Annotated in this window: 13 protein-coding genes and 1 pseudogene; 4 read left to right on the top strand and 10 right to left on the bottom strand. The window is 65.8% G+C overall.

The annotated features are described in order from the left end of the window. Window positions 1-57: 57 nt before the first annotated feature. The gene (locus tag AB3X98_RS19650) at window positions 58-1,290 is read right to left on the bottom strand and encodes a phospholipase A (protein WP_368610301.1); all 1,233 of its coding nucleotides are present in this window, start codon (window positions 1,288-1,290) and stop codon (window positions 58-60) included. Between the two features lie 290 nt (window positions 1,291-1,580). On the opposite strand from AB3X98_RS19650, the gene AB3X98_RS19645 reads away from it, so the two are divergent. Together AB3X98_RS19645 and AB3X98_RS19640 are read left to right on the top strand one after the other, a co-directional pair. Then, the gene (locus AB3X98_RS19645) at window positions 1,581-2,081 is read left to right on the top strand and encodes a Spy/CpxP family protein refolding chaperone (RefSeq protein WP_256094627.1); all 501 of its coding nucleotides are present in this window, start codon (window positions 1,581-1,583) and stop codon (window positions 2,079-2,081) included. 46 nt (window positions 2,082-2,127) lie between these two features. Continuing rightward, on the top strand, window positions 2,128-2,421 hold the full coding sequence (locus tag AB3X98_RS19640) for a hypothetical protein (RefSeq protein ID WP_035512844.1): 294 nt from the start codon (window positions 2,128-2,130) through the stop codon (window positions 2,419-2,421). An 80-nt stretch (window positions 2,422-2,501) separates the two neighbouring features. Here AB3X98_RS19640 and AB3X98_RS19635 read toward each other — a convergent pair whose 3' ends face one another. The 7 genes from AB3X98_RS19635 to AB3X98_RS19605 all read right to left on the bottom strand — a co-directional run bounded on the left by AB3X98_RS19635 (window position 2,502) and on the right by AB3X98_RS19605 (window position 8,969). Further along, the gene (locus AB3X98_RS19635) at window positions 2,502-4,616 is read right to left on the bottom strand and encodes a phosphocholine-specific phospholipase C (protein WP_368605245.1); all 2,115 of its coding nucleotides are present in this window, start codon (window positions 4,614-4,616) and stop codon (window positions 2,502-2,504) included. 89 nt (window positions 4,617-4,705) lie between these two features. Then, on the bottom strand, window positions 4,706-5,149 hold the full coding sequence (locus AB3X98_RS19630) for a hypothetical protein (RefSeq protein ID WP_342947569.1): 444 nt from the start codon (window positions 5,147-5,149) through the stop codon (window positions 4,706-4,708). Between the two features lie 163 nt (window positions 5,150-5,312). After that, on the bottom strand, window positions 5,313-5,714 hold the full coding sequence (locus AB3X98_RS19625; protein ID WP_069263762.1) for a PPC domain-containing DNA-binding protein: 402 nt from the start codon (window positions 5,712-5,714) through the stop codon (window positions 5,313-5,315). Window positions 5,715-5,838: 124 nt separating this feature from the next. After that, the gene (locus tag AB3X98_RS19620; protein WP_069263760.1) at window positions 5,839-6,159 is read right to left on the bottom strand and encodes a DUF4148 domain-containing protein; all 321 of its coding nucleotides are present in this window, start codon (window positions 6,157-6,159) and stop codon (window positions 5,839-5,841) included. 397 nt (window positions 6,160-6,556) lie between these two features. Next, window positions 6,557-7,675: an exo-alpha-sialidase gene (locus tag AB3X98_RS19615; RefSeq protein WP_368605244.1), complete on the bottom strand. Its 1,119-nt coding sequence runs from the start codon at window positions 7,673-7,675 to the stop codon at window positions 6,557-6,559. Between the two features lie 58 nt (window positions 7,676-7,733). Continuing rightward, window positions 7,734-8,003 (bottom strand): MoaD/ThiS family protein, encoded by a 270-nt coding sequence (locus tag AB3X98_RS19610; RefSeq protein WP_069263757.1) that lies wholly within the window; start codon window positions 8,001-8,003, stop codon window positions 7,734-7,736. A 162-nt stretch (window positions 8,004-8,165) separates the two neighbouring features. Continuing rightward, on the bottom strand, window positions 8,166-8,969 hold the full coding sequence (locus AB3X98_RS19605) for a hypothetical protein (RefSeq protein ID WP_368605243.1): 804 nt from the start codon (window positions 8,967-8,969) through the stop codon (window positions 8,166-8,168). A 177-nt stretch (window positions 8,970-9,146) separates the two neighbouring features. Between AB3X98_RS19605 and gcvA the strand changes: the two genes are divergently transcribed. Then, the gene (gene gcvA / locus AB3X98_RS19600; protein ID WP_069263753.1) at window positions 9,147-10,055 is read left to right on the top strand and encodes a transcriptional regulator GcvA; all 909 of its coding nucleotides are present in this window, start codon (window positions 9,147-9,149) and stop codon (window positions 10,053-10,055) included. A 21-nt stretch (window positions 10,056-10,076) separates the two neighbouring features. On the opposite strand, the gene AB3X98_RS19595 is transcribed toward gcvA, so the two are convergent. Then, a complete protein-coding gene (locus AB3X98_RS19595; RefSeq protein WP_368605242.1) occupies window positions 10,077-10,883 on the bottom strand; it encodes a sulfite exporter TauE/SafE family protein in 807 nt (268 codons plus the stop codon). Between the two features lie 70 nt (window positions 10,884-10,953). Continuing rightward, window positions 10,954-12,087: pseudogene (locus tag AB3X98_RS19590) on the bottom strand (cysteine desulfurase family protein); the annotation flags it as partial. A 316-nt stretch (window positions 12,088-12,403) separates the two neighbouring features. Between AB3X98_RS19590 and AB3X98_RS19585 the strand changes: the two are divergent. Next, window positions 12,404-13,519 (top strand): Kelch repeat-containing protein, encoded by a 1,116-nt coding sequence (locus tag AB3X98_RS19585; RefSeq protein WP_368605241.1) that lies wholly within the window; start codon window positions 12,404-12,406, stop codon window positions 13,517-13,519. Window positions 13,520-13,544 lie beyond the last annotated feature (25 nt).

Below are 13,544 nucleotides of genomic sequence, written 5' to 3'. Positions count from 1 at the left end.
TCTCTACGATACCCGCCGCACGAGTGACGTTTCCCAACATTCGCATGCCAAAGTCAGTCAGCGCGACACGGCGAAACCGATGCGCGCAGCCCAGCGGTGCTGGTTGTAATCGAGAAGATCTTCGGCGTAGCCGTTGAAGTAGTTGAGGAACAGATACCCACCCCATGCATTGCCGAATAGCTTGGCAAGCGGGTATGTAAATTGCACATCGACGCTTCCATAGGTCGATCTCGTGCCTTTTCTCAGCGTCGTTGCGAGTTGCCAGCCATCAGGGCTGCCGTATTTGAACAGCAGATCGACATAGCCGCGATAGTGGGCTATATCCCCATTCGTCTCCTGGATGTGCTCATACGCGTAGATTTTCGGCTCGATGGTCAGGTGGTTCGCGTTGAGGTCGCCGAAATCCCAGATCGGCTTCACGTACACGATGTCGACGCCGCGTGAACCCGGACCGGGCGTACCGTTCGATTCGTGCTCGTAGCCGGTCTCGATACCCATCCGGGTGAACCAGCTGGACCTCCAACCGGTGTCCTCGAGGTAGTAGAAAAGCGCGGGCATGTAGCTCGTATCGTGGAACGGCGACTCGTCCCCGCGGACATCCCAAAGCGAAGTCTGCGTATAAGCAAAATAGAGGTTGTCGAGGAAACCGCGTGAGCGCGGATCGTCCGGCAAGATGAAGCGGAATTTGATACTGATCTGGAATCTTGCGAGATCCGCGTCGCTCGACGACCAGCCGTCCGCGAAATAGTTTGGCTGGTAGAACGAAAGACGGCCCGCGAGGAAAGTGCCAATATCGGGCACCAGCGAATTCGAGGGCTTTACGGTGGAAGGCGGCATTTGCGCCGCAAGTGAAGCATTGCCCGCCATGGGTCCTTCGGCTGGCGCCGTGGCGACCGGTTCCGATGCGGACGCAACCGTTGCCGCTGGCACCAAAGGCGCGGAGGCAGGCGCCGCGGCGTTCGCCGTTGCCGAAGCCGGCATGCGCGTGAGCAGGACCACGGAAGGCGAAACGTCCACGCCCGGCACGTCCACTCTCAAAGCGCCGCGCGCCCACTTGGGCCATGCCGCGCTATAGCTCACGGCCTTCATCTCTCCGGCGGCGAGCCGCAAATGCTCGGGTGCGCCGGGTTCGCGCGTGAGCAGCACGGCCTTCGGCAACGCCTCTCCATTGGTCAGCGTGATGCTCAGATCGCGCGGCACGTCGATCGAAGTGCCGGTCGGCGCATCGCCGGTATACACGATCGTCACGACGAGCGGTTCGTCCGATCTCGCCTCGCGCGGCGGGCGCATGATGGACACGGCGGCGCGGCTCGCAGGCACATAGCCCGCCAAAGTTGCCACGGCCAGCGTGGCGCACGCCAGTCTTCCCCACGCTAACCGGGCGACGGGAGCGGAATGCGAATGGGATGCCCTCTGAAATGCCAATCGAATCGCCACGTTGCCTCCTTGTATCGTCAGAATGACTCGCTGCCGGCCGAGCCACGCCGATTTTCTGCGTGAGTGAAGCGTGGTGCTTTGCGGGAATCGTGCCCTATTCCCTCTTTTCCCTGTTATTCGCTGTTACATAGAGGATGCCGAATTTGGTTGCCGCCGCTGCTATGATCAAAATGGTTCGTTCCGACTTGCCGGCCATTGCCGGCGAACGCTTTTCGCGAGGGCTGACAATGAAACCTGTCCTGCTTGCGCTAGCCCTGCTCGGCACTTCCACGTGCTGGGCGCAGGCCAGCGCTCCGGCTGCGTCGTCGCATCAGCATCACGTCGAAACTGTCGACGACCGCGTGAAAGAACTGCATGCCGAACTGAAGATTACTCCCGCCGAAGAGGATCAGTGGGCGAAAGTGGCCGACGTCATGCGCAATAACGCGAAAACGGTGGATGATCTGATCCAGCAGCGGCACGATAATGCCCAACAGCAAACCGCGGTGGAGAACCTTCAATCGTGGAACGAAATCGCCCAGGCGAATGCCGACGGCAGCAAGGCGATGCTCGATGCCTTCTCGGCGCTTTACGCGACCATGCCCGACTCGCAGAAGAAACTTGCGGACGCCGCTTTCCGGCCCGCTGAAGCGCACACGAAATAACCAGCCGCGAGCGTCCGCAACGCGCGCTCGCGACGGAGGATCGGCGATGAAACTCCGTGTGTTGAAGTTTGCATTCCTCTGTATCGCGACGACGCTGTGCGCGATGCAAACCGCACAGGCGCGCGTGAACGTCAATGTCGGCGTGGGCATCGGGATTCCTGGGGCGTTCTACGCGCCGCCGCCGCCCGTATTCTTCATGCATCCCGCCGCGCCGATGTGGCCGCCTCCCGTTGTGTATTCGCGGCACGGCTTTTCTCCGTGGCACCGCCCTCCGCATTTCATGGGTCCGCGACACGTCCGGCATCCCGGCTGGGGACCGCCACCGCCACGCTGGCGCTAGAGGCGCCGTGATCCACTACGTGGTAAACAAAAAAAGCCACGGCTCGCAAAAGCCGCGGCTCATCTCACTCCTCAGCGGTATCAGGCGCCGAGCGCGGGATCGCTATAGCTCGCGTGGCCCGTTTCGACATGCCCCGCAATGCGGCGCACGAACGTCGCATCGCTATCGACCGTGATCGTCAGGTCGTACCAGCCGTACGCGTTGCGCAGGTCGAGATAAAGCTGCTCGGTGTCGCCGCCGGGCACCGTGCGCTGGATCTTCGTGCCCGGGTCGTACGCGTTGACGATCGTGAACTGGCAGCGCGCGCCGCCCTTGTTCTCGAGGCGCAGTTGCAGGTTGCCGTTCGCCACGTCGTAGCCCTCGGCCACTTCGGGGCGCGCCGTTTCGTTGCCGCCGAACCGGTCCGACTTGACCTGCGTGCCCGCGAAACGGCGCAGAAACCCGTTCGGTCCATGCACGCTGAAGTCGTATGCGCCGCTCGCGCCAATCGCGAGCTTGTCCTGCAGATGCTTGCCGGCTTCGACCGTATAGGTGCGCGGCGCATCGGTGCTGCCCGCCGTGTAGACGAGGAACACCGCACCGGCGCGGCCCGAATTGACGAAGCGCGTGGAAACGTCGCCCGAGCTGGCGTTCGAATCGAAGCGCACGAACAGCTCGTACGGCAGCGCCCGCGCGTTGCGCACGCCCGCTTCCTGCTTCGGCACGCTGCCCACGACCGGCGGCACCGGCACGTAGTCGGGGTGACGCAGCTTGTCGGGCGGCGCATAGCCCGTCGTGGAAGGCAGCGCGGGAATCGCCGCGTTAGGCGTGGCGAAGTTGAATGCCGACGTGAGGTCGCCGCACACGGCGCGGCGCCATGGCGTGATGTTCGGCTCGCGCAGGTCGTGATGCAGACCGAAGCGCTTCTCGATGAAGCGGATCACGGAAGTATGGTCGAACGTCTCCGAGCACACCCAACCGCCGCGCGACCACGGCGAGACCACGAGCATCGGCACGCGCGGTCCGAGGCCGTACGGGCCCGCCGCGTACTTGCTGCTGCCCGGGAAAATTTCGTTCGTCGTGTCGACGGTCGAAAGGCCGTTCGCGCTCGAAGCCGGCGGGAACGGGGGCGCCAGGTGATCGAAGAAGCCGTCGTTCTCGTCGTAGTTCACGAGCAGCACGGTCTTGCTCCACAGGTCCGGGTTCGACGTGAGGATCTGCAGCACCTGGTCGACGTACCACGCGCCATAGTTGGCGGGCCAGTTCGGATGCTCCGAATACGCCTCGGGCGCGACGATCCACGAGACCTGCGGCAGCGCATTGTTCGCCACGTCCTGCTTGAGCACGTCGAAATAGCCGCCGCCCGCCAGCACGTTCGTGCCCGTGCGTGCGCGGTCATACAGCGGATTGCCGGGCTGCGCGTTCTGGTATTGATGGAAATACAGGAGCGAGTTGTCGCCGTAATTGCCGATGTACGGGTTGTCGCCCGTCCAGCCCCACGAGCCCTTGGCATCCAGGCCTTCGCCCGCGTCCTGATAGATCTTCCACGTAATACCCGCGCTCTGCAGGACTTCGGGATACGTGGACCAGCCATAGCCCGCTTCCGCGTTGTCGATCACCGGGCCGCCGCCGCTGCCGTCGTTGCCCACCCAGCCCGTCCACATGTAGTAGCGGTTCGGGTCGGTCGCGGTCATCGTCGAGCAGTGGTACGCGTCGCAAATCGTGAACGCGTCGGCGAGCTGGTAGTGGAACGGAATGTCGTCGCGCGTGAGGTAGGCCATCGTGGTCGTGCCCTTGGCGGGCACCCACTGGTCGTAGCGGCCGCCGTTCCAGGCAGCGTGCGTCGTGGTCCAGTCGTGCGGCAGGTCCTGGATGAACTGCAGGCCCAGGTTGGACGCCGTGGGATGAAACGGCAGCACTTCGCCCGCGCCGGCCGCGAGCGGCTGGTTCCACACCGGCTTGCCGGTAGGCAGCGTGATCGCGCGTGTGTCGCCGAAGCCGCGCACGCCGCGCAGCGTGCCGAAGTAATGATCGAACGAGCGGTTCTCCTGCATGAGGATCACGATGTGTTCGACATCGCGGATGCTCCCCGTGCGATTGTTCGCGGGAATCGCGAGCGCATTGCGGATGCCCTGCGGCAGCATCGTCAGGGCGGTGGCCGAACCGGCGCTCATCGCGGCGGTGCGGAGAAAGTCACGGCGGCTTCTCGAGGTCATCTTGTGGTTTCCATCTTCAGGTTGAGAAAGGCACGCACGGCACGCCGCCTTGACGGGCGGCAGGCGGCCAGGCCGCGCGGCCGGGTACGTCAGTCAGCGGTGTGGATAACGGGTGTGACAAGCGGTTCGATCTGCGCGGCTTGTGTGTCTTGCGCGCTCCCGCCGGCGGGTGGCTTCGCCGGCGAGCGCACGGCGTTCGCGGGCAAGGCGACGCCGGCGTTCACCATGCTGTTCGCACTATCTGGGAGATTCGATGCGCCCGCATCCGACGCCAGCGTGAATGCGTTGGCGAGCGCCGGGCGCTGTGGATTGGTACCTGGCTGCGCTTGCGCGAGTTCGCGTGCCGCGTTCGTGGTGAGCGCGACGCGCGCGTCGCTATCACGTGCGCTGCACGCGCCCAGCGTACACAGCGCGGCTGCGCATGCAAACAGCATGGCGGGCGCACGCATCGTTTTGAATGCAGCGGGCAGGCACAAACGTCTGCGCGACGCGCGTTGCCATGGCAAGCGCGCCGGCGCGGATTCGACCGTCATCGAAGTCTCCGTCCAGATAGAGGCACAACAACGGCTCGAGGAGCGGCCCGAGCGGGGCCTCGCGCGCAGCACGGACAGCGGCGAGGCAACGCCGAAGCATAGCGATGCCGCTTTTAAATTTTGTGACGGTGCGTGGGGTCGCGCGAATGGCGGCGCAGGCGGATCAGCCTGGCGCGTTGCGGATCTGCAGTTCCGCGTATCCGGTCGCGGAATCGAGCTCGCGTGAGAAACGATGGCCAGGCAGCAGCACCAGCAGCAGCTCCGCCGTGGTGCGCACGGTGCAGCCGCGCGCGACGTGGCCGCCCATCACGCGGCCTTGCGCGTCGGACACGGACATGTGCAAATGGGCGCCATCGGGCGACACCGAGCCCGCGAGCGTGAGGATTTCGAGGTCGCCGCGCAATGCGGTCGGCGTTTCGGCGCCGGCGAAGCGCAACTGCGCGACGCTCAGGCTGCCGATGCCCTGAATGACGAACGCCGCATGCGAGGCTTGCTGGCCCAGCAAGCTTTCGACGGCGGCGCGCAGATCGTCGCCGGGAGACAGCCGTACGGGATGGATTTGCATGCTGGCCTCGGGGGTCGTCGTATCCGGCACAGGTTAGGCCGGGACGAAGCACGAGGCAAGTCGCGACATGAACAACGGCCCGCTCGAAGCGGGCCGCTCTTGCACTCGCACCTTCACGCACCGATCATTGGTGCGCGTAGATCGAACCCAGGCCGGGAATGTCGTGCGACGCCGAAGCCGTAACCGCGCCCGCTGCCGACGACCCATTCGCCACGCCGCCGAACGCCGACGCCACCGCGCCGTTCTGCGCACTCACCTTCGCTTCGGCGGCCTCGATGTGCTGCGGATAGTCGTTGTAGTCGGCCGCCGGGTTGTAGCCGGCCTGTTGGAGCTGCACCAGTTCGGCGCGGACCTGGGCACGCGTGAGCGGCTCGGCCGACTGGGCGAAAGAGACGACGGGAACGGCGACAACAGCGGCAACGATCAGCGACTTGATGAGTTTCATGGTATCCACCTGTAAGCAATGAGTTGGTTCGGACCACGATGGCGTGGCTCGCGCGTCCAGTCTTTTTCGATGTCTCTTGTGCGACGTCGCTGACTGGCATGGGTGTATTTGAACTCCCGCACGTATCCCGCTTGTTTCCACAACCCCCTGCTTTTGCAAGCCTCTTTGTCCATTGCCACGGCGGATACACAACGATACAAAACCCCTCGCTACTCCCGCATTTCGCTCGATACCCGCCGCGCAATACAGATTGCGGCGAAGATCTGCATCTTGACCGAGCTGAGCGCGATCCGCACGCCGCCTCCCGCTGCGCGAGATGCGCGTACGTGCTGCGCGCCGGCTCCGCGAGCGCGCACATGCCGCGACCATAGCCGCGCGGCGGGCTGGAAGGCCGCCATCACCCGAAGCGCACGCAATACACCGGCGGCAAGTGCGCCGAAACGAGCCGCCAGTTTTCGCCGCCATCGTCCGAGGTCCAGAGCGCGCCCGTGGTCGAGCCCATGGCGAGGCGCGTGCCGGTACCGTCGATGTCGAGACCGTGGCGGTACACGAGGTCGTATGCCGGTGCGGCCGGCAAGCCGTTCGAGAAGCGCTCGAATGTACGCCCGCCGTCGCGCGTACGCGTGACGACGAACCGGCCGTCCACAGGAACGCGGTACTGGTCTTTTTGGGCCGGCACGAACCACGCGGTGTCCGGCTCGCGCGGATGCACCACGACCGCGAAACCGAAGCTCGACGGCTGCGCTTCGATGCGGCGCCAGTGGGCCGCGCCATCGGTCGAGCGGAAGATCGCGCAGTGATGCTGGGTCCACAGCACATCCGGATTCGCCGCGCATTGCACCACGCGGTGCGGGTCTTGCGCATTGGGTTCGCCGCGCCGCTCGGGCGGCATGTAGTCGGCCTCCATACCCTCGGCGGTGAGGCGCCAGCTCGCGCCGCCGTCGCCGGTCTGCCACACGCCGCCGCACGACACGCCCACTGTCACGTGCCGGCTGTCGCGCGGATCGACCATCACCGAGTGAATGCCCGGCGCGTCGTAGCCGCCGCCCGCCCATTCGCGGCGCTCCGGGCGGTCCCACAGCGGGCGGTTGAGTTCCCAGCTGTCGCCGCCGTCGCCGGAGCGAAACAGGCCGCCAGGTATCGTGCCCGCCCACAGCACGCCCGGCTCGTCCGCGCCGCCCGGTTCGAGCGACCAGATCTGCTGGAGCGACCACGGCGCAGGCAGGCGGCCCAATGCATCCGGTTCGCTGGCCTGAATCTCCTCGGCAGGCTGTGGCGGATAGACGGGCACCGCGCATTCTTCCCAGTGCACCATGCCCGCGCGCCGGCGATGCAGCTTCACGCCGAAGTGGCCCAGGTTGAGTGCGGCATAGAGCGAGCCGTCGCGCGTATCGGGCATCACCATGCTCACCGGCTCGCCGACGAATTCAGGTTCGCCGATTGTCCAGCCGCCCTCTCCATCGGCTTGCAGAACGAACAGCCCCTTGCGGGTTGCGACCAGCAGTCGATCGCTCATCTCGCGTACCCTCCTGTCGATCCAGAGTCAGCACTCCGGTCCCACGCAAAGTGGTGACTCATCCGCCGGACAGCGCCTGCACGACGTACACCCGGCTCTCATCGCCGAGCGCGTCGCTCAAATGTTCCCGATCGCGCAGGCGAACGCCGTCCACGAATACCGCCAGATGCTTACGCAATGCGCCCTGATCATCGAGGATATAGCCGCGCAAACGCGGCTGCTCGGCAAACACGGCATCGAACGCTTCGCGAAGCGTGCGCGCGTCGATCTCGCGCTCGGGCGTCGCGACGTGCCGCTGAATCGAAGCTGCGAAGAAGAGGTGCGCCATGGCGGGCCGGCGATGCGGAAACGGCCGCGTCCGCCGGATCTGTAGTTTAGGCCATTCGCCGTGGGCGTCGAGGCGTCGGCGCGCCCCGAAGCCGAAGTCCTGCGATGCACCGCAGCAAGCGCGGCGCCGTCAGCCCAGACCCGCCAGACGCAAAGCCAGCGGTTAAGGCGTGCTGCCTTCGGCCTTGGCCTTGCCGTGCAGGCAAGGTGTCGGCAGACGCATGCGGTACAGGGAAATCGCCTGAATCGTAAGCACGCAGATTATCGCTGTTCCGTAAGCAGCCAGTAAATTCCAGTGCGTGAGCGTGAGGCTCAGGACGAAGAAGAACGACGCAAATCCCAGCAGTCCCGTGCTCATGCCGCGCATCAGTTGCTGCGCCGCTTTGTGGCCGATCAGGCGGTGCGCGAACACGGCGAGGATGATCGCCATGAACGGGAACGATGCGAGCACGCCGCTCGCCTCGGGTCCGACGTAAGGCGCGATCAGCGTCACGCTCACCACGAGGCCGGCGATGAGCGCCATGCGCGACGGCAAATCCCACCACGGCGGCGAGAGGCGCATCGTTCTTGCCGGCTGGTTGGGAATCAGGTTGAGCGCAAGAGCAATGGCCAGAATGGCGAAGAGATAAAGACCATGCGTAGGCAGCGCGCCCCATTGCAGCACGAGGGCCACCAGGGCGAACGTGGCGCCTGCGCCTGCCAGCGCCACCTTCCACCCACGCGCCGCGAGCCGGCAATAGACGACGCAAAACGCCGCCTGCGCAGCCGTTGCGACAAGCGAACCCGCAGTCGCTTGCGCGGCGAACGCCGGTCCGTGCTCCAGCGCGAGAAAAACCGAGACCGGCCCCGAAGTAAGCGGCAGTCCCACGAGCAGCCCGCCGACCGCTTCGCCCCAGCGGCGAGCGGCGAGACTGGCGGCCAACAGCAACAACGGCGTAAAGACGAGCTTGAAAAGCAGAAGATCCATGATGAGCGACGCAATGCGGAGAATGCCAACTGTCAGGAATGCGCGGCGGGCGTCGCACTGGTTACGTTACGTCCCGCGGCTTTATGCCCATATTGAAGCCGGTCGATGTGGCTGACAAACCATTTGTCGTCATATAATGCGTGAGCAAAACTCACACGTCACGTACACCCCGGCTCCATGTTCGACCGCCTTCCCCCGCTGCAAACCCTGCGCGCCTTCGAAGCCACCGGGCGGCTCCTCAGCATGACGCTGGCGGCGCAGGAACTGCACGTCACGCATGGCGCCGTGAGCCGGCACATCAAGACGCTCGAAAGCCATTTGGGCGTGGCGCTGTTCCAGCGCCTCACGCGTCGCATCGTCCTGACCGAAGCGGGCGCCGAGTTCCTGCTGGCCGTGAACCGCGCGCTCGCTGAATTGACTAAGGAGTCCGAGCGCCTGCGCACGCACGACAGCGTCACGCGCCTGAAGATCAACGCCAGCGTGTCCTTTGCGAACCGCTGGCTCGCGCCGCGCCTGCATCGCCTCAAGGCTCGCCATCCGGAACTCGACGTCCACCTCGACGTGACCGACAAATACGTCGATCTCAACGACTCGGATGTCGATGTGGCGATTCGCTACGGCAGCGGACGCTATCCGCGCGTGCTGGCCGAGCGCATTCTCGACGAAACCGTGACGCCGGTTTGCAGTGCTGACTATCGGGCGAAGATGGGCGGCATGGCATCGGTCGAGAGTCTCGCGCGCTGCACCTTGCTGCATGAGGGCGGCATGCTTGCGAACTGGGAGCAATGGCTGGCGCTGGCGGGATTGAGCGGCGTGCGCAGCGATCGCGGCACGGCATACAGCCATGGGAGCCTCGCGATCGAGGCGGCGATTCGAGGGGAAGGCGTCGCGCTCGGGCGCAGCGTGATCGTGGCGGACGACATCGCGGCCGGCCGGCTCGTCGCGCCGTTCCCGGAACTGCGTCTCGAGTCCGAGCGCGGCCATGATCTCGTCTATCGGATTGGCAGCCGCGACGACCCCAAGGTGCGTGCCGTGCGCGACTGGCTCGCCGACGAAATCCGCGTCTTTCTCGCCCCGGCCGGTTGAGCGCGAATCAAGCGCAAGGTCTCAGTAACCGAGCGCCACCTTGGCGAGCATGCCGCACGCCACGCACACCAGAATGGCGGCAAAGCCCATCTGCGTATGCCGCGAGGAAACGCGGTGCGAAACGTGACGCCCCAGCATCATGCCGACGACGGTCGCGACGCTGAACCACAGCGTGAGGTCGAGCCGCAGCGGCACGCCGTGCAGCACCGTCGCCACCACGCCGCCGGAGCCCACGAGCGCGATGACCATCAACGACGTCGCGACGATGCCGTGCATAGAGATGTTCGTGAGCTTGCGCAGCATGGGCACGATGATGAAGCCGCCGCCCACGCCGAGCAGCCCCGTCATCAGTCCCGTCAACGCGCCGGCCGAGGCCAGCGCGAGCGCCGTCGCTTTCGACCACACGAGGCGGCCGGTGTCGGGATTGACGCGGCCCACGCAAAGCGGGGACGCTTCGGGCAGCGCGCGCTTTTTCCCGATGGTCTGACGTAGCAGCCGCACCGCCACGAACAGCATCACGCCGGCAAAGAGCGCGAGCAACAGGCGTTGCGGCATGGCTTGAGCGAGGCGCACGCCGAGCCACGTGGTCGGCACGCCCGCGAGCGCCATGCAGAACGCCGCGCGATAGCGCACGAGACGCTTGCGGAAGGCTTCGAGCGCGCCGATCCCCGCGCTGCTCGCCACGGCGATCAAGGCGACCGGTGTGGCCTGCTGCATGGGCCAGCCCATTCCCACCACGATGGCCGGCACGGCGAGAATGCCGCCGCCCGCGCCCGTGAGTCCCAGCATCGCGCCGATCATGGCGCCCAGTACGAGTGAAACGATCATCGGGTTTCGATGTTCATCGTGACCTTGACCGACGAAATCAGGCGGGCACAGCCGCCGGCAGACACGGCGCCACAACGCGACGAATGCAGTCCACCGCGAAATCGACGTCTTCCGGCTTCGTGAAGCGCCCGAGGCTCAGGCGCACCGTGCGGTTTGCCGCCGCTTCGCCAACCCCGATGGCAGTGAGCACGTGCGAGGGCGTGCCAGCAGCCGAGTTGCAGGCCGAGGTCGAGGAGATCGCGAGGTCGCCGGTCAGCAGAAACGGGAAGAAGCCCGGCAGATCGATCGTGAGGCTCAGCGTGTGGGGAATGCGCCGCGCGCGCGCGGCGTTGAGCGTGACGCCCGGCAACGCGAGCACCTCGGCCAGCAGGCGCTCGCCCAGCCGCGCAATGCGCTCGCTGTCCGCTTGCAGCGCCTCGCGCGCAATCACGCACGCCACGCCCATGCCGACGATCTGATGCGTGGCCAGCGTGCCCGAGCGCAGACCGCGCTCGTGACCGCCGCCATGCATTTGCGGCGCGATGCGCTCGAACGCCTCGCGGTTCACGTAGATCGCACCGATGCCCTTCGGCCCGTACACCTTGTGCGCCGACATCGAAAGGAGGTCGATGCCCATCGCTTTCACGTCGATGGGCGTCTTGCCGAGCGCCTGCGCCGCGTCGACGTGCAGCAGCGCGCCGGCGGCATGCACCACGCTCGCAATCGACGCGACATCGGTGAGCGTGCCCAGTTCGTTGTTGACCAGCATGAGCGAGACGAGACCGGTGTCGGGCGTGAGCGCGGCGGCCACGGCCGCTGCCGTGATTTCGCCCTGCGCGTCCGGTGCGAGCCGCGTGACGGTCATGCCGCGCGCTTCGAGGCTCGTCATCGTATCGAGAATGGCCTTGTGCTCGAGCTGGCTCGTGATGAGATGGCGCTTTTGCGTCGCGCGGTCCGCATAGCCCTTGAGCGCGAGATTGTTCGACTCGGTCGCGCCGGAAGTCCAGACGATCTCCTCGGCATCGGCGCCGATGAGCGCCGCCACGTCCTTGCGCGCCTGCTCGACGAGCCGGCGCGCCCGCTGGCCCGCGCCATGCGAGCTGGAGGCAGGGTTGCCGAAATCGCCTTCCATGCCCAGACAGCCGAACATCGCCTCGATCACCCGCGGGTCCGCCGGGGTGGTCGCGGCATAGTCAAAGTAACGCAAATCGCCCTTCTCGCTCATCTTCGTTTCTCGCACAACGGAATGTCGAAAATGCTACGCCCCGGGCACTAAAAAATGGTTCCAAAATTAAGTGGATTCTCCAGATGACGGAGTATTCGATTCTCTTCCGCCGACGTAACTTGAAATTAAATTCTCAAGACGGTCGACCAGGCAGCCTGGCGGCGCGAAACCGATCGCGCCCTGGATCGGCGCGTAGTAACACAAAGTGGGCGACAACGTTCCCGTGTACCGTATCCACTACGCGCTGTGCGAGCGAGAAAAACGCCCCGGGAAAAGCGCGCCCAATGCCGTCCCCTCCACCTCCGCGAGGTTCGCCATGCCGCTTTCCCGTCGCCGCTTCCTCGAACTGAGCCTCGCCGCGAGCAGCACCGCCTGGTGCACGCAGCGCGAAGCGATGGCTGCGGACATGCAGCCCGTGCCCGAAGAAGACCCGCAAGCGATGCAAAAGGCCCAGCGTGGCGGCCTCTACGCGAACCTGCGCGACCCCAACGCCACGCAGCTGCCACCCGAAGCGTTCATGCAGCGCTTCTTCTATTCGAGCGCTCCGCGCGCCACGCCGCAAGGCGTGTGGACCACGGCCGCGCCCTTGCCGCTGCCGCGCAGCGAAATGGCGTGGGCGACGAGCGAAGGCGAGCGCATGCATGTGATCGGCGGCTACGGCGCAGGCCAGGTCGCGCGGTCCTATCACCATGTATTCGATGCGGCGCGCGGCGCCTGGCGCAACGCCGCGCCCGTTCCGCGCGGCGCGAATCATATCGGCGTGGCGGCGCTCGACGGCGTGGTCTACGCGATGGGCGGTTTCGTCGAGCAGAACCGCATCGCCGTGCCCGACTGCTACGCCTATGTCGTCGCCGACGACCGCTGGCACGCGATTCACCCGCTTTCGCGCGGCTCGCGCGGCGCGATTTCCGTCGTGGCGCACGAGGGCATGCTGCATGCGATCGGCGGCCGCGACACGCGCTCGGTGGACTGGCACGAGGCGTACGACCCGAAGAGCGACACCTGGAAGACGCTCGCGCCCATTCCCGGTCCGCGCGACCACACGGCGGCCGTCTCGCTCGCGGGCTGGATACTCGTGGCGGGCGGGCGCATGGATACGTTCGACTTCAACACCGGGATGCACGTGGCCTACGACGCGAAGCGCGACGCCTGGGAAGAACGCGCGCCCATGCCCACGCCGCGCTCCGGCCACGGCGGCGCGGCGTGGCGCGGGCGGTTCTTCTGCATGGGCGGCGAAGGCACGCGGCGCGTCTTCGGGCAGAACGAGGGCTACGATCCGGCGACCGATTCATGGCAGGCCTATGCGCCCATGCTCACGCCGCGTCATGGCATGGGCGCGGCAGTCGTGGGCGATGCAATTCATGTGGCGGGCGGCGGCCCGATGAATGGCGGCGTGATTCAGACTTCGGTGCACGAAGTGTTTTCCCTTTGAGCTGGGCATGCTCCCCCTTCGGCGC

The sequence above is a fragment of the Paraburkholderia sp. BR14312 genome, assembly GCF_040948675.1.
GTDB classification, from domain to species: Bacteria; Pseudomonadota; Gammaproteobacteria; order Burkholderiales; family Burkholderiaceae; genus Paraburkholderia; species Paraburkholderia nodosa_A.
This window is presented reverse-complemented; position numbering and strand designations above follow the sequence as displayed.